Here is a 15,363-nt window from a genome sequence, read left to right as displayed (position 1 = left end):
TGAGACGATAGCTTCTCTGTGCGGCTTAACCGGCCTGAACAAGCCCAGAATGAGACTGGCATTTGCGTTTTGCACAACGCTGGCTGCAAATTGCACCAACCGGCGCAATCTGCCCCACCTCTTAGCCCCATTTGGCCCGATCTAGCTGGGGCCGTCCTGTTGGCCCGATCCCTGCTTTCTGCTTAGCGAGCAACGGACTGCACCAGAGGGAGAGGTCGCCATGAACACCATCAACCTGCACCGGATGAAAAGCTGGGCCAAACAGGGGGAAACGCCACTGGCTCGCCGGATATGGCGACTGGCCAAAAGTGCCCGCCACTGGTCATGCCCCGTCATCCCTCCCCTGCATCGGCTGCTTTATCGGCTCTATTTGCTGGGCAGCAACGCGCTGGCGACCCTGACCCGCACCCTTTGGTGGACCCCCTTGTTTCAATCTCGCCTCACGGCCCCCGCCCCACGCCTCTATCTCTATGGCGGCATCCCCTATATCAGCGGTCCGGTCACCATCGAAATCGGTGCCGACTGCCGCCTCAGCGCCGCCATGACCATCAGCGGCCGGGCATCGAGCCAGACGCCAAAGCTGGTGATTGGCCGCAATGTCGGCATTGGCTGGCAGACCACCCTGGCGGTGGGCAGCAAGATAGTGCTGGGGGATAACGTCCGGATTGCAGGGCGTGCCTTTCTGGCGGGCTACCCGGGGCACCCGGTCAACGCTCGCGATCGCGCCCGGGGCCTGCCGGATCGCGATGAACAGGTGGGGGCCATTGTGCTGGAGCAGGATGTCTGGCTTGGCACCGGGGTGATGGTGATGGCCGGTGTCACCATAGGCGCCGGCACCATTGTCGCCGCAGGCAGCGTCGTCACCCGGGATCTGCCCGCAGGTGTGCTGGCAGCGGGTGTACCGGCCACCGTACTGCGCCCCTTGCAACCACAGGATCACAGCGACCTCGCACACGCCTCGGAGACCTTTGCATGAAACCACACTCACTGCCGCAACTGGTGGTATTGGGAGAGGATTGGGGCCAGCACCCCTCCAGCACCCAACACCTGATCAAGCGTCTGTTGCCCGATTATCAAGTGCTCTGGGTCAACTCCATCGGCATGCGCTGTCCCCGCTTTACCCTTCATGATCTCACCCGCATCGTCCGCAAACTGGGGGCGGTGCTGCGCGGCGCGCGCCATGCTGGCAGCCAGTCGGTTTCGCCAGTCGACGCCAGCAGTCCCCGGGTTCTGCCGCCGCTCGCCTTGCCGCTGCCGGGCAGTCGGCTGGCGGGCAAGATCAATGGCCACTGGCTGGCGGCGCAGATCCGGCGTCAGCTGCCCGAGCTGGATCGCCCCCTGCTCTGGATCTCCCTGCCCAGCGCCGTCGATCTGATTGGCAAGCTGGATGAGCGGGCGGTCATCTACTACTGCGGCGATGACTTCTCGGCGCTGGCGGGGGTGGATCATCAGGCCATCGCCCACTGCGAGGCCCGACTGGTGGAAAAAGCGGATCTCATTCTGGCCGCCAGCCCAGCGCTGGCCAGCCGCTTTCCCCCCCATAAAACCCGGCTTCTCAGCCACGGCGTGGATCTCGAGCTGTTTATGCCCCCCAGAGAGCGCCCGGCGGATCTCCCCTCCGGCCGTCCCATTGCCGGATTTTACGGCAGCCTGAGCGACTGGATTGATATCCCCCTGCTGGCAGAGACGGCCGCCGCCTTGCCCCACTGGGATCTGGTGCTGATTGGCCCGGTCCAGACCGATATCTCCCCCCTCAAGGGGCTCCCCAATATCCATCTGCTGGGCCCCCGTCCCCACCACACGCTGGCAGCCTATGCCCAGCACTGGCAAGTGAGCCTGCTGCCCTTTGTCGACAACGCCCAGATCCGCGCCTGCAATCCATTGAAATTGCGCGAGTATCTGGCCGCAGGGCGCCCCATCGTCAGCACCGATTTTCCGGCCCTCGATGGCTATCGGGATCAGATCCAGCTCCCCCACGATGGGGAGAGCCTGGCCCAGGCCATCAATCGGGCCGCCTTTGATCAACCCAATCCGGGCTGGTTTCAGGAGAGTGGCTGGGAGGGGCTCACCCACAGCGAAGGGCGCCACACGCGCCAACAGCAGGTGGCCCTGCAAAGCTGGGATCACAAGGCTGCCGAGCTGAACAACTGGCTAAAGGGGCTGGCCGGATGAGCAAAGGGCTCTGGCTGGTTATCCTACTCTGCGCCAATGCAGCAATGGCCACCACCCGGCTGGAGGGGCTGACCCCGCTGCCCATGACAGGTAACCAGACACCCCAGCGGCTCGATCTGAGCACCCACAACTGGCCGGTGGGCAGCGATGATGAACTGGTGATCGAGGGCCATAACCCCAGCGCCCGCCCGCAAACCCTGATCCTGCGTATCGACGATGAGGCCTCGGTCAACTACCGTAGCCGGGTCAATCTGGAGCGGGTTGTCGCCCCCGGCCCCTTCACCCAGCGCTTTGCCTTGAGCGAGTGGCGCACCAGCCAACCCAGAGCGCTGGCGCTGGACAAACTCACCAAGCTCTATCTCTTTATGGCCGATAACGCCCCCTCGCTGACCATTCGCCGCTGGTACTGGGAGCCCGGTCTGACTCTGCCTGAGGGCACCATTGCGCTGGTTCTGGGGGCGGCGGCTGCGCCCCGCTTTACCGGCTTTGAAGGCCTGAACCCGGGGGATCCCCGGCTGATTGGCCATCCCACCCCCATCTTGCGCCCCTCCGGCGATGCCCTGGTGCGCGATGGGCTGCGCAATCTCGACGGAGTACGACTGGATCTAGCCAAAGGACGCTACCAGCTCACCCTCTGGCTCGATGACCCCGGTGAATGGGAGTACCTGCCCCACCCCTTCGAGCGCAGCGTACTGGTCAATGGCGAGCCCATCTGGGCCGAACAGTGGCAACCGCAGGAGTGGCTAACGCAGCGCTATCTGGCGGGGCAATCTCGCGAGGCACTGCCAAACCCGGATCCCTGGCAGCTATTCGGGGCACGACAGGGCGGTCCGGTCCATGTCACCCTGAACCACCCCGGCGGCCCGATCACTATCACACTGGTAGGTCACTCACCGGATGCCAAATACCTGGCGGGGCTGCTGCTTGCCCCCTATCCGGCCAGCACCAGCAAAGAGGCTCTCCCGAATAGTGGAAAAGATCTCGCCGTATTGGCCGACGCTACCGCAAGCGTGCTGACCAAGCAGCGCCAGCTGTTTTTGGAAAAGTGGACCCTGGCCCCCTATTCCCCAACCCCAGCCCCAGCTGCGCAGCAACTGAGCCTCACGCCGATTACGGATGCCGCCCCAACCCTGCAGATCGCCCCGGCATCTGCGGTCGATGCGTTGCAGCAGGCTGCTCAACCGGTGCTGGCCGCCCGTGGCAGCCAGCTGCTGCTGGAATTTGCCATCCACGCCGCCACCGACGATCCGGCCCCCTTGCTGGTGATCCAGCCCCCCGAGCAGGCAGGATCGCCGCTGGCGCTGACCCCCTATTACGGCAAGTGGCATCTGGTTCGCCCGCAGGCGAGTGGCACCCTGCTGGCCCCATCGGATCAGGAGTTGGTCGAGGGGATCGCCGGGCTCACCCTGCTGGCAGGGGTACCTCGGCGTCTGGTACTGCAGATCACCGTCCCACGCGATGCGCCTGCCGGTCACTATCTGGGCAATATTCAGCTGCTGAGCCAACAGCAACTGGTGCAGTTGCCGCTGACTATCGAGGTGCTGCCGCTGGCCCTGCCCGCAGCCAGCAAGCCGGTCGGCATCTATGTCGAAGCGCCCCCCTATCTGAATTGGCTGAGCCCCGACCCCGAGGCGCTAAAAGAGCAAATCGCCGCGGCCAGTCGCTGCGATCTGCAGCGGCTCGCCAAGCTCGGGATCAGCGGCCTCTCGCCCGCCCTGCCACAAGATGAGGCGGGAATGCGGGAGATCATGGGAGAAGCGGCCGGGCTCGGCTTTGTGCCGCCCCTGCTGGCCTATACCCCGCTCAAACGCTGGGGGAACGACCCTGCCAGCCAGCTTGATCAATGGCAAACTCGGCAACAGGGGCTGACCGCCAGCGGCTTGCCCCCGCTGGCATGGAGCCTGTTTGATGAGCCCGATCTTGCCACCCTGCCCGCCATCACCACCCTGGCGCGGGAGATGAAGCGGCGGGATCCGGCGGTGATCCGTGCGGGCCACTTCAATCATCCGGGTCAGGTTGGTCTGCTGGCAGAGGTGGAGATTGCCCTGATCAACGCAGGTTTTGGCGCCGACAAGGCCAATGTGGCGCGGGTGCGCCAGCACAAGGTCACCCCCTGGTTTTACAATCTGGGCACCCCGAGAGCCGCCGGGTTCTATCTGTGGCAAAGCGGCGCCGAGGGCTATTTGCAGTGGCATGGCCGCATGCCCACCGCCCTACCTTATGACCCCACCGACGGGCGGGAGAGCGACTTTATGCTGCTCGGCCCGCAAGCCTGCGAGGCGCACCGCCTCTCCCACGATCTGTTGCTGTTGCAGCAAGCCATCGAGGATCTGCGCTGGCTCGCTTGGCTGGAGCAGGAGGCCCGCTATCAGGTGGAGGCTGCCCTGCTGCTGGAGCGCCTGCGGGATCAGCTGCCGACCCTCTGGCAGGTGGCAGAGCAACTGCCCTCTGCAGCCTGGAACCAGTGGCGCCGCGAGATTGAACAACTGGCCAAGGGATTGAAAACATTGCAAACTGGTGCCAACTCATCCTCCTGAAGTGACTGCGTATGGCCAACCAGACTCCCCGCTCCACAGCCAAAGACAGCGCCCTGCCCCGCCTGTTGCCCCTTATGTTGCCGCTGCTGATCCTCACCGGTTGCGCCCGTCAGGAGCCGGTCAATGAGACCCTGCCAATCCTCAACCAGTTGCGGGAACAGCAAATGGCCGAACAGCCCCAGCTGCAACTGCAGTACCAGAACGCGGAGACGCAACTTGCGGCGGATCAGGAGCAGCTGCTGCATCAGTTTTTAGGCCGCAAGGATCCGGCCCGGATTGCGCTGGTAAGCGGCCCCGGGCTGCAAACCGACATGCTGGAGAGTGCGCGGATGGCGAGCGTGCGGCTGACCGCACTCACCCGCTTGCTGGGAGCTCGCGCCATTGAACTGGAGCCCCGCTATGACCCCATGCTGGCCCCCAATACCTTGCTGATCCGCATTCTTCCAAACGGTGAATCGGGGTCGGTCACCCCAACGGCGGCGCAATAAGGCCGAGGCAGGTGGTCGGCAAGGCCACCCGATAGAGGGGATAAGGGGTCAGCCCCCACAATTTGCGCCAACCCTGGGTAAGACGGTACGAGAGCAGCGGCGGGCTCTGGTGCAACTCGCCTAAAAACATCACCCCCTGACTCATCCCTTCACCCGCCAGCGTCACTGACATCGCCTCCCGATCCGGCGCCACCAGCATGGCCTGCAGCAGGCCGTCACAGCGGGGATGGGCCAGCTGATAGCTGACATAGGTGCCGCCCAATACTGGCGTAGCCACCCGCAAGCGCCATCCCAACTGGACCAGCTCCAGCAGCATGGGTTTGGCCCCCTCATTGATCGCCCGGTTCTGATAACGCCAGCCCATGGCGGCAGCACTGAGCAGCGCCACCAGCAACAGCAACAGATATCCCCTAGATAGACGCATCATGGCGCCCCCTTAGAAACAGGATGGTCATCACCAGCAGCATCATATTGACCACCCGGCTCTGATAACGCCACCAACCGCAGATATCCCTTAGACAGACGCATCACGGCGTCCCCGGATAAAGAGGATGGTCATCACCAACAACATGATGGCCCACTGGTAGAGCTGGGCCAGCGAGCCGGTATGGAGCCAGCCGTACCAGCGCAGATCCAGACTCATCAGCACCAACCGCAGCTGATTGGCCCCGATATAGAACAGGCAGACCAGCAGCAACATGGGCCACTGCCGGTAGAGGGGCCGATCCGGCGCCAGCCAGCAGCAGGAGACCAGCCAGGAGAGCACCACCAGATAGAGTTGAGAAAACGAGGAGCACCCCTTGAGCACAATCAGGGCATGGCCTCCCAGCCGCTCGATGCGATTGCCATCAAGGCGAGTCTCCCAGCCCAGCAGCTGCAACCACTGGCCCACCCCCCAGGCGTCGAGGGCCAGCACAGGGCCGGAGAGCAGGGCAAACACCTGCTGCCCCCACAACACCGCCACGGTAAAGGCGAGCACAATCTGCAACACCGCCCGCTCATCGCCACTCTGATGACGGCGCCATAGCGAGGCCACCAACAGCAGACAGGCCAGCGCCTTGCAACTGGCGCTGGGGATCAGGATCAGCAGGATAAAGAGGGCGAGCGCCAGTGGATGCGGGCGCCAGCTCGGTGCAACCCGCGATGCAATTTGCCACCAGATAGCAATCAGCAACACCACCAGCAAGTTGAAGTGGCCCATATTGAGCCACACCATGCCCCACTGATTGGCCAAACCAAGTAGCAGCCAGTTGGGTGCCCACTGCCAGGGACGGATCTCCATCGCAACTCCTGCCGGTTATCAGCGCTTTTGACCTCTGTCGCAAGTTCTCGCAAGTTCCATGCCTGCCCGGCCTCACCCGGATCAAGCCAAGTCAGAGGATTAGCCAAAGCTGGCACGCTTTATTCATTCCCCCCTGCTGGCACTAGCGCCAGGGAGAAGGAGTGAGCAATGAAACTCAAACCGTTGGCAGGGCTGCTGGGGATGTTGTTGGTAACCTCCCCCGCATACGCCTTGACCGAAGTCGATACCGAACTGCAACTGCTGATGGATGTGTCGGGCAGCGTCAGTTCATCGGAATTCAATCTGCAATTACAGGGCTATGTGGACGCCTTTTACAGTCAGGAGGTACAAAGCGCCATCCTCGACACCAGTGGCGACAAGCTGGGGTCGATTGCGGTACAGATGGTGATGTGGAGCGGCTCGACCCAGCAGAGCGTGATGACCGACTGGTTCCACCTCTACGACATGACCTCCATCAACAACTTCGCCGCCACCCTGGATGCCCTGGTACGCCCCTATGCGGGGATGACGGCCCCCGGTTCGGCCATGGCCTTTGGTGCCCAGCAGTTTGATACCAACAACTACACCGCCGCCCGCCAGGTGATGGATGTGTCGGGTGACGGTATCCAGAACAACGGGCTGGATACCTCTACCGTGCGGGATCAACTGCTCGCCTCCGGCATCGATACCATCAACGGCATCACCATAGGTCAGGACTATGCCGATGGGGTGCTGCAAGAGTGGTATGTGGAGAACGTGGCGGGCGGTCAGGATGCATTTGTGATCAATGCCACCACCTTCGCCGACTTTGGCAATGCGCTGGAGCTCAAACTGGCAGCCGAAATTGAGGGGGGCATTATTCCGGAAGGGGCACTGGCCGCCCCCATCGAGGAGATCCCGCTGGCCGCCCAGCTGCTGCTCGGTATGCCGCTACTGCTGGCCTGGCGCTATCAACGCCGAACTCTGGGCCGTCCGCAGCAAGCCAACTGGCAAAAATCGCCAGCTATCGGCTGATTTATCATCCCGTGTGTCGCGATTAGGGAGCTATGGCTCCCTGATTTTTTGTGGCGACGATGAGGCCGGGGTGCGATCGCCAAGGCCATGATTATCCCGCTATATCAACACTCAACTGAGTGGGATAAAAAAATGTAATCCTGCCCCTGCAAACCACTTTAATCACTTATTTAAACACGTAATAAAAATGCCATGCGTGGCGAATCACACTTAAACAATTTGTTAGCCCTGTAGTCCTGATAGCTGAGATGATAATGTTAATAATGGGTGTTCTTCATTTAATGCTAACTTACCAATATAGTTCACTATTTCAGTACAAGTTCTATAGTAACTTTGTGCTTTTTCCAAAGAACACGACTCTTGCCAAGAAGCTATGACTGAAGGACAACTTGCTGGCGATACTTCTTCATCATCTACGGTAAAGGTATGGCTTACATTTTCAGTTTTACCATGAGCAAGTGAGTTTCTCGCCGAGAACAAACGCTCGACTATATTTACAAACTCATGATTTTTTTGCTCATCACGGGATACCGTATCTAAGATTGCCTTACATTTTACAATAGGTGGAATTCTAAATTTGTTATCTATTTCCGTAAAGTCAGCACCATCCTTTCCGTTCTCTTCGAAATACTTTGTTAATTGTTTAGATTTTTTTCCGTGTAAAAATTTTATTAGATTATTAACGAGTAACTCATACCGCTCATCAATACCGTATGCGTTTGCAACTCTTTGTTCGAAGCTCAAGTTCTTTCCGCAATCATAAAGCCTTGCGACAACATCTAGTGGTAAGTTGGAATCAAGCACTGTTTCAATTAGCTCGCTCTTGTTTAATAATTTTGAGCAAGTGTAATTAAAATAACTTTCAACCATAAAAGCAGTTAACGTTACTACTGTAATTCCCGCACAAGTATCACCAAAATTATCAGCTTCTAAGGTTCTTTTTGCTGATGCAGCAAACCAAGCGTGAGCGTAAACTGTACCATTTGAAGAACCTTTCACCATTTATTATTGTTCCTATTACGATTTAGAGAAAAGGGCTAACTCCCGATTAAGGTGTGAGCCACGTGACCACGACACTCAAATAGAACGCCGTAAACAATATACTTGCCCCAAACCAAAAGTGCCAAGCGTGGGGAATCATTCTTAAATTGTCTATTATCACATAACTCACAAGGTTTTGTTTACCATGCTTGCCATTGGATGTTTCTCGATCATCCACCTAGCTATATCACCAAGGTCACCTTTCAGATTTTTGAATAAATGAGGGCCGTAGGTTCGATTAGCGAAGCGTAATCGGACGTTCGCGGCCTTTCTGTAATATGTTTCTTTAACTCGCCAAAACCCTTCCATCTTGCCACTTCTCCGCCCCAAAACTCACTCTCGAACTGGCAACGGTCGTTACGTTATTGCCATATTGACGTGGAGTGTCACCGCGAGCGTCCGATTACGCCTACCGGCTAATCGAACCTACGAGCTATATCAAATCCACACGCAGCGATTTATTATGTTTATTTTGTATTTCTAACTTTGTTAGTTGCATAAATGAGTAACGACTTATCATATATTTTCTCTACTGATTCAACTATTGAATTTAAATGCTCTTTAAACTCACTTATTTGTATATGCATAAAATCATCAGTTAATTTGATTAGAACATCTTGAGGTAATGTAACGCTACTACCTTGCTTTTCACTGGCATCAAGTTTATGTAGCATTGACAACAAATCAAATGCTTCATCTGTGTAATTGGCATGATGAACAATTTTATTACGCATTTCTCTAAATTCAGTGCAATGCTTACGTAATTTTTTAAGTTGGTCAGCCATGCCAGATGATTGAACATGAGCATTTGTGACAACTGACTGATGAGAAATAGAGTCGTCGGCAATACCTAAATCATGTAGACTACCGGCTAGTATTAAAGCACGGTCATAAATAGCACTGCTTCTAATCAAGAAATTTTCAATTTCATATTCTATATAATCTGCGTTTGTAAATTTGTCATCTGAACGTTTTTTGTTAACAACATACTCCAATTGATTTAATGACAGATGGCATTTATCAATTGCACAAGACAAGCGAGCCAGAGTTTGCCCACAACGGAATACATACCACTCCAAATTATTTTCACAGTGGACATCTTTTCCTTCTAACCCACACTTTCGTACAGGATTATCAGGATCGTATAAAACAACTTCCTCAAATAAATGCACGCCCACTCCAAATAAACATAACATTAATTATATTGAAGGCAGTATTAATCCAATAACTGATCCTTCCGGATGATGCCGCCCTTTGATACATTATCCACTCTGAAAATCACTTTAAAATCATTAAATTATCAACCTAGCTCCGGTTTCTGAACTGATTGTCTCTGTTTCATTTATTTGGGTCCACTTTTACCACTGTACAAAATCACAGTCAATCTGTTGCTATGGAAAATGCTACCTGCCTCGTCTTCTTGACAACATCAGGACGCAAATCGAATCGAGCCTAATTAAATAGCGTCGCCTCCCAAAACACCGCCTGATGCTCATAAAAAAGGCCTTATCACAAGGCCTTTTCAGAAATATCCAGATTCAGGCTGATAGCCCGTTTTTACGGCAATCAACCCGGTTCTGGTGACAAGGGTAACACCTGCCCATCCAGCGCATGATCACTATGGGATGGATAGTCCGGCACCGGCTCGCAGTAGGGAATGCGGCTTAGCACCGGCGCCTTGACCAGGGCGGCCAGTTGATCGGAGCGGCGCAGGCTGGCATCCGCCAGTTCGGCCACCAGTGCCAGACCGCAGCCGAGCCCCAACCCGCCAACAATGCCCGCCAGCAGAAACAGCCAGAGCGGGTAGTTGCTCGGCTTGCTGGGGGCAAAGGGTTTGTCGATCACCTTGATCCGCTCCCCCTGCTCGAAGTTGCCCAGATCGCCGGTCACCTTGGCCTTCTCATAGCGCAGCAGCAAATCCTGATAGAGGGTGCGTTTGACCGCCAGATCCCGCTCCAGCTCGGCGAGCTGGCGCTCGGTATCCCCCTGGGAGTCGACTACCTTGTCCAGCCCATCCAGCTGGCTCTTCAAGCCGGCGGCGTTTTGCTCCGCCTCCGTCAACTGCGTCTGGGCCAGCTGCCACTCGGGCCCGCGGGCCATATCCGGCTGGGATTTGAGCTGCTCGAACTCCTGCTGCAACTGGTCAATCTGATAGCGCAGACTCTGCACCTTGCTGTGTTCGTCGCTGTAGCGGGCCCGCAGCAACACCAGCTCGGTGCGCATCAGCTGCAGCTTCTCATCCAGCTGGCGTGCCAGTTGGCTCTCCTGCCCCAGCGATAGCTGATCGACCCGGGCCCTGGCCTGCTGCAGGGTGATCAGGCTCTCGGCATAGCGCTCCTGCAAACCATAGAGACGGGCGACGTTGGTACTCTGCTGCTGGGGCAAGGCGCTGGCATGCTCCCGTTTGAAGTCGGCAAGCAGCTGCTCGGCCGCTTGCAGTTCGCTGCGGCGGCTGTCGAGCTGGCTTTGCAGGAAACGTTCGGACGATTCCGCCGACTGGCGCCCCTTGCTGAGCAGGTTGAAGAAAAAGCGCCGTGAAATGGCTTCGAGCAAACCGGCGCTGTTGGCCGCCGAATCCGCTTTGACCTTTATCTCGATCACCTCATCGCCAATAAGCCGCAGCGAGACGGCACTCGAGAGCCAGTCCATGATGGCATCGCGCTGGGCAGGCGGAGTCTCGTCATTGACCAGGCCACGATCCCGCGCTACCCCGTCCAGCACATAACGGCTGCGCAGCAGGGCTTCGAGCACCGCAAAGCGATCTTTCAGGCTCTCCTGAGTGATCAGATCCTTGAGGGTCGGGGTCTGGTTGGCATCTTGCGGCACCATAAAGGTAGTGCGGCTCTCATACTCCTTGGGGGTGAGCAGGCCGACCGTCACGCCCACCAGCGGCATCACCAGTACCGGGATCACCAGCAGATAGCGACGGCGCCAGGCGGCAAAGAGAATGATGTAGAGGTTGTAATAGAACTGGACAGGCATGGCATCACTCCCTGAGAAAAGCCCTCCCCCCGCACGATGCAAGGGCAGTGCCACCAGAGGAGCTGATCGCCTCTGTGGGCAGATCGCAAGAGTGGTACAAGATTCGCATTCTCCCGCTATCCGGGGTGCCACCCCTTCCCTTGTCGGAGCGCGAACCATGTTGTCATCAACCCCGTCGCACAGACCCCATCCCCGCAGGGGCGCCAGCGCCCAGCCCGTCGTGCAACCTGTTGTTCAACCTGTTCTGCGACCTGTCGTACAAATCGTGCAGCACCTGCAGCCGGGCGGGCTGGAGACCATGGTGCTCAACCTCACGCAGGCGAGCCCTGCCGAGCAACCGGTGCATATCATCTCCCTCGAAGGGCGCAAAGGGGATGTGCTAAGGGCATGGCCCGCCCTGCATCCCTTCGCGGACCACATTCACTGTCTGGAAAAGCCAGCGGGCTGGTCGCTGGCGACCCTCTGGCGGCTCACCCGACTGCTGCGCCAACTCAAGCCCGTCGCGGTACATACCCACCATCTGGGGCCCATGCTCTATGGCGGTCTGGCCAGTCGGCTGGCCCGGGTGCCTACCCTGGTACACACAGAGCACGATGCCTGGTATCTCGATGATCCCCATCAGCGCACGCTGGCCCTGTGGGGACTGCGCGCCTTCAAACCCATTCTGGTTGCCGATGCCACGCCGGTGGCCAACCAGCTGCTGGCCAAGCTGGGCCAGCTGTCGCCAACCGTGATCCCCAACGGCATCGATGAGCAGCGCTTTGCCCCGGGCGCCGCCGCCCTCGCCCGTCAGGAGATGGGGCTGCCACAAGGGGTCAAGTTGATTGGCTGCGCCGCCCGCCTTGAGTCGGTCAAGGGACATAACTTGCTGCTGGAGGCGATCCGCGCCCTGCCGGAGGAGGTGCATCTTGCGTTGGCAGGGGTCGGCAGTTTGCAAAATGCGTTGCAACAACAGTGTCAGCAACTGGGGATCGCCCATCGGGTCCATTTTCTCGGGCTGGTCGAAAACATGCCGCGCTTCTATCAGGGGCTGGATCTCTTCTGCCTCCCCTCACTGGCGGAGGGGATGCCGCTTTGCGTGCTGGAAGCACAGGCGTGCGGGGTGCCGGTGGTGATGAGCGATGTGGGGGCGGCCAGAGAGATCGTCTGTCAGGCCAGCGGCCATATCCTGTCGGAGCGGGATCCCGGCCGCCTTGCCCAGCTTCTGGCACAAGGGTTGCTGCAGTGCCATAGCCTGCGTGCCGTCACCCGTGAGTTTGTGTGCAAGCAAAGCAGCTTGAGCCGGATGGCTCATGCCTATCAGCAGCTATACAGCCGCTGATCAAGCGACCCGATGACCAGAGGAGCATCCCATGGAATGGATCATGATCGTGTTCTGGCTGTGCGCTGTACTGGTGGTCTACCACCATGTCGGCTATCCCCTGCTGCTCAAATTCGGTGGTCGGCAGGCGCGCAAGGTAGCCAATCCGCCCCGCCCTCTGGATCGAGGGTTCAAAACAGACGCCACCGATGAGGCGCTGCCGACCATCACCCTGCTGATGCCGGTTTATAACGAGGCGGCGACCATCGCGGCCAAGCTGCAAAACCTCGCCAGCCTCGATTACCCCGCCGACAAGCTGTGGGTGCATGTGCATTTCGACGGCTGCAGCGACAACAGTTACCCCATTGCGCTAAGCCAGCTCGGTGATCCCGCCCTGCAGCAGTTGCAGATCAGGCTGTTTGATCACCCCCGCAATCGCGGCAAGGTCGCCGTGCTCAACGAGGCCATGACCCGGGTGCACAGCGATCTGGTGGCCCTCACCGATGTCTCGGCCCTGCTGCCCATCGACAGCCTGCTGCTGGCGGTCGCCCATTTTGCCGATCCCAAGGTAGGGGTGGTCGGGGAGGCGTACCGCTTCTGGCAACCGGGCTCCCAGGGCGAGGAGAGTTACTGGCACTATCAAAGCCAGATCAAGCTCTGCGAATCGGCCCTTGGCGGCATGCTGGGGGCCCACGGGGCCTTTTACATGATGCGCCGGGAGTGCCTCACCCCGCTGGCTGCCGATACCATCAACGACGATTTCATCCTGCCGATGCAGGCCATCGCCAAGGGGTATCGGGCTGTCTATGACAATCGCTGCGCGGCACTGGAGCTGGAAGTTTCCAATGCCGCGCTGGAGGCGACACGGCGCAAGCGGATCGGGGCTGGCAACACCCAGCAGCTGCTGCGGTTACTGCCCCTGCTGCACCCCAAGTTCGGCTGGGTTGCCTTCAACTTTGCCAGTGGCAAGGGGCTGCGGGTGTTGATGCCGCTCTGCCTGACCCTGCTGTGGCTCTGCGCCATCCCGCTGGCCACCCAATCCCTGCTGTTTCAGCTGCTGCTGGGGCTGCAACTGCTAGGGTATCTGCTGGTCATCTTGATCCAGCTGACCCCTGTGCACCCCTGGCCCAATCTGTTTCGCAAGATCCACTATCTGGTACTCGGACACTGGTACAACGGCATGGGCACCCTGCGCTACTGCCTGCGAGCCCCCATACGTTTCATGTCACAGGAGAAAGCCGTATGACACACCCCATTCCAAGATTGACCCTGGTGGTCAAACGCAGCATGGATCTGCTCGGTGCCACTTTTGGCCTGCTGCTGACGCTGCCACTGTGGCCGCTGATCATGCTGGCCATCCGGCTCGATAGCCCGGGGCCGGTGTTCTTTCGTCAGCTGCGGATCGGGCGCAGCCACGCCACCCATACCGAGCTCTTTTTCATGATCAAGTTTCGCACCATGCGCGCCGACGCCGAGGCGGCCACCGGGCCGGTCTGGTGTGGCAAGGGGGACAGCCGGATCACCCGCAGCGGCGACTTTCTGCGCAAAACCCGGCTCGATGAGCTGCCGCAGTTTATCAATGTGCTCAAGGGGGAGATGTCGCTGATCGGCCCCCGTCCGGAGCGACCCGGGATCGCCAACCGGCTGGAAGATGCGGTGCCGTACTTTATCGAACGCACCTATGAAGTGGCCCCCGGTATTACCGGTCTGGCGCAGGTCAATCAGGGTTACGACGAGTCGCTCGATGATGTGCGCAGCAAGCTGGCGTTCGATCTGGCCTACTCGGTCGCCCTGCTCCACCCCTGGCGCTGGCTGGTGCAGGATGTGCATATCATCGGCAAGACGATTGCCATCATGGTTGGCAAGAAGGGGCGCTAATTCCGCCGCGCCGACCTCAACCATATCTCAACGCCCATCAGGCCATTGCCACTGCAATGGCCTTTTTTATGGCACATCGTTGTGGCACATCAAGGGTGATCACAAAGAAGTCAGCGATCTGATCGCCATCATCTGGCCCCATCCATCCACAGGCCTGATGCCAGTTTTACCAACAGCAGAAACCCAAGCGTTGCGTGATCACCGAAGCAATCCGCCCCTGCTCCCCATAACACCGGCACATAAAAAAACGAGTGGCCAGCGGCCTAATGCCAGTCAGTTAAGCCTGACTGGCATTGTTTTTATTAGCTTTTTTCACACTATACCTCTGTGGCCTTGGCTTCACGCAGCGGGGGTAACTTCGCTCCCTTCGCTCCGGCAGCACAAACTGGCCCGCTTGTTTCTCCAGGTCAGCTACCCGCTTCGGGATAGTACCCGGTGATAGGTACGGCATGCAGCTCAGTTCATGGATGAGGTACACCGATGCCATGTGAAAACTCAGCTGGCTCGCCGTGTATCCCTTCAGACTTGCCGCCATCTTTACCATCTGGCTGCGCAGCAAATTGTACGCCAGCAGCACGCCCCACAGCTCTTGCCGTATCCCCATTGCCTTCTTGCTACGCAGGGTCAGTCGGTGTTGTTGCAGGCTGTGCTTCATCTCCCGATAGCCCA

Annotated in this window: 13 protein-coding genes and 1 pseudogene; 8 read left to right on the top strand and 6 right to left on the bottom strand. The window is 58.5% G+C overall.

Annotated elements, in window-relative coordinates; genetic code table 11:
- Positions 1–220 precede the first annotated feature (220 nt).
- The 4 genes from AB5Y76_RS00510 to AB5Y76_RS00495 are packed head-to-tail and all read left to right on the top strand — an operon-like array spanning position 221 to position 5,197.
- Positions 221–976, top strand: a complete 756-nt coding sequence (locus AB5Y76_RS00510; RefSeq protein WP_263717154.1) for an acyltransferase — start codon at positions 221–223, stop codon at positions 974–976.
- On the top strand, positions 973–2,172 hold the full coding sequence (locus AB5Y76_RS00505) for a glycosyltransferase (RefSeq protein ID WP_263717153.1): 1,200 nt from the start codon (positions 973–975) through the stop codon (positions 2,170–2,172). The genes AB5Y76_RS00510 and AB5Y76_RS00505 overlap by 4 nt, the downstream gene beginning before the upstream one ends.
- A complete protein-coding gene (locus tag AB5Y76_RS00500; protein ID WP_368177644.1) occupies positions 2,169–4,709 on the top strand; it encodes a hypothetical protein in 2,541 nt (846 codons plus the stop codon). Before AB5Y76_RS00505 ends, AB5Y76_RS00500 begins: the two co-directional genes overlap by 4 nt.
- A gap of 11 nt (positions 4,710–4,720) precedes the next feature.
- Positions 4,721–5,197, top strand: coding sequence for a hypothetical protein (locus AB5Y76_RS00495; RefSeq protein ID WP_263717151.1), 477 nt, complete (start codon positions 4,721–4,723; stop codon positions 5,195–5,197).
- Here AB5Y76_RS00495 and AB5Y76_RS00490 read toward each other — a convergent pair.
- Positions 5,175–5,621 carry a hypothetical protein gene (locus AB5Y76_RS00490; protein WP_263717274.1) on the bottom strand — a complete coding sequence of 149 codons (447 nt, stop codon included), beginning with the start codon at positions 5,619–5,621 and terminating at the stop codon, positions 5,175–5,177. The genes AB5Y76_RS00495 and AB5Y76_RS00490 overlap by 23 nt on opposite strands.
- A gap of 90 nt (positions 5,622–5,711) precedes the next feature.
- Positions 5,712–6,479, bottom strand: coding sequence for a hypothetical protein (locus AB5Y76_RS00485; protein ID WP_263717150.1), 768 nt, complete (start codon positions 6,477–6,479; stop codon positions 5,712–5,714).
- Between the two features lie 168 nt (positions 6,480–6,647).
- On the opposite strand from AB5Y76_RS00485, the gene AB5Y76_RS00480 reads away from it, so the two are divergent.
- Positions 6,648–7,493, top strand: coding sequence for a DUF1194 domain-containing protein (locus tag AB5Y76_RS00480; protein ID WP_263717149.1), 846 nt, complete (start codon positions 6,648–6,650; stop codon positions 7,491–7,493).
- A 222-nt stretch (positions 7,494–7,715) separates the two neighbouring features.
- Here AB5Y76_RS00480 and AB5Y76_RS00475 read toward each other — a convergent pair whose 3' ends face one another.
- The 3 genes from AB5Y76_RS00475 to AB5Y76_RS00465 all read right to left on the bottom strand — a co-directional run bounded on the left by AB5Y76_RS00475 (position 7,716) and on the right by AB5Y76_RS00465 (position 11,516).
- Entirely contained in the window at positions 7,716–8,495 is a 780-nt protein-coding gene (locus AB5Y76_RS00475) for a hypothetical protein (protein ID WP_368177643.1), read from the bottom strand.
- A 506-nt stretch (positions 8,496–9,001) separates the two neighbouring features.
- Positions 9,002–9,706 (bottom strand): Cthe_2314 family HEPN domain-containing protein, encoded by a 705-nt coding sequence (locus tag AB5Y76_RS00470; protein ID WP_263717147.1) that lies wholly within the window; start codon positions 9,704–9,706, stop codon positions 9,002–9,004.
- Positions 9,707–10,100: 394 nt separating this feature from the next.
- Entirely contained in the window at positions 10,101–11,516 is a 1,416-nt protein-coding gene (locus AB5Y76_RS00465; RefSeq protein WP_263717146.1) for a GNVR domain-containing protein, read from the bottom strand.
- A 265-nt stretch (positions 11,517–11,781) separates the two neighbouring features.
- Here AB5Y76_RS00465 and AB5Y76_RS00460 point away from each other — a divergent pair, with 265 nt between their 5' ends.
- Genes AB5Y76_RS00460 through AB5Y76_RS00450 form a run of 3 tightly spaced genes read left to right on the top strand, consistent with a single transcriptional unit; the run spans position 11,782 to position 14,694 of the window.
- Positions 11,782–12,837, top strand: a complete 1,056-nt coding sequence (locus tag AB5Y76_RS00460; protein WP_263717145.1) for a glycosyltransferase — start codon at positions 11,782–11,784, stop codon at positions 12,835–12,837.
- 31 nt (positions 12,838–12,868) lie between these two features.
- Entirely contained in the window at positions 12,869–14,062 is a 1,194-nt protein-coding gene (locus AB5Y76_RS00455; protein ID WP_069527365.1) for a glycosyltransferase family 2 protein, read from the top strand.
- Positions 14,059–14,694, top strand: a complete 636-nt coding sequence (locus tag AB5Y76_RS00450) for a sugar transferase (RefSeq protein WP_019445314.1) — start codon at positions 14,059–14,061, stop codon at positions 14,692–14,694. Before AB5Y76_RS00455 ends, AB5Y76_RS00450 begins: the two co-directional genes overlap by 4 nt.
- 277 nt (positions 14,695–14,971) lie before the next feature.
- On the opposite strand, the pseudogene AB5Y76_RS00445 reads toward AB5Y76_RS00450, so the two are convergent.
- A pseudogene (locus tag AB5Y76_RS00445) lies at positions 14,972–15,363 on the bottom strand (IS4 family transposase); the annotation flags it as partial.

Origin of the sequence: Aeromonas sp. R1-2 (assembly GCF_040908505.1) — a bacterium.
In the GTDB taxonomy this organism is placed as follows: Bacteria; Pseudomonadota; Gammaproteobacteria; order Enterobacterales; family Aeromonadaceae; genus Aeromonas; species Aeromonas veronii.
Note: the sequence above shows the minus strand (reverse complement) of the source record. Positions and strands in the feature narration are given on the sequence as shown.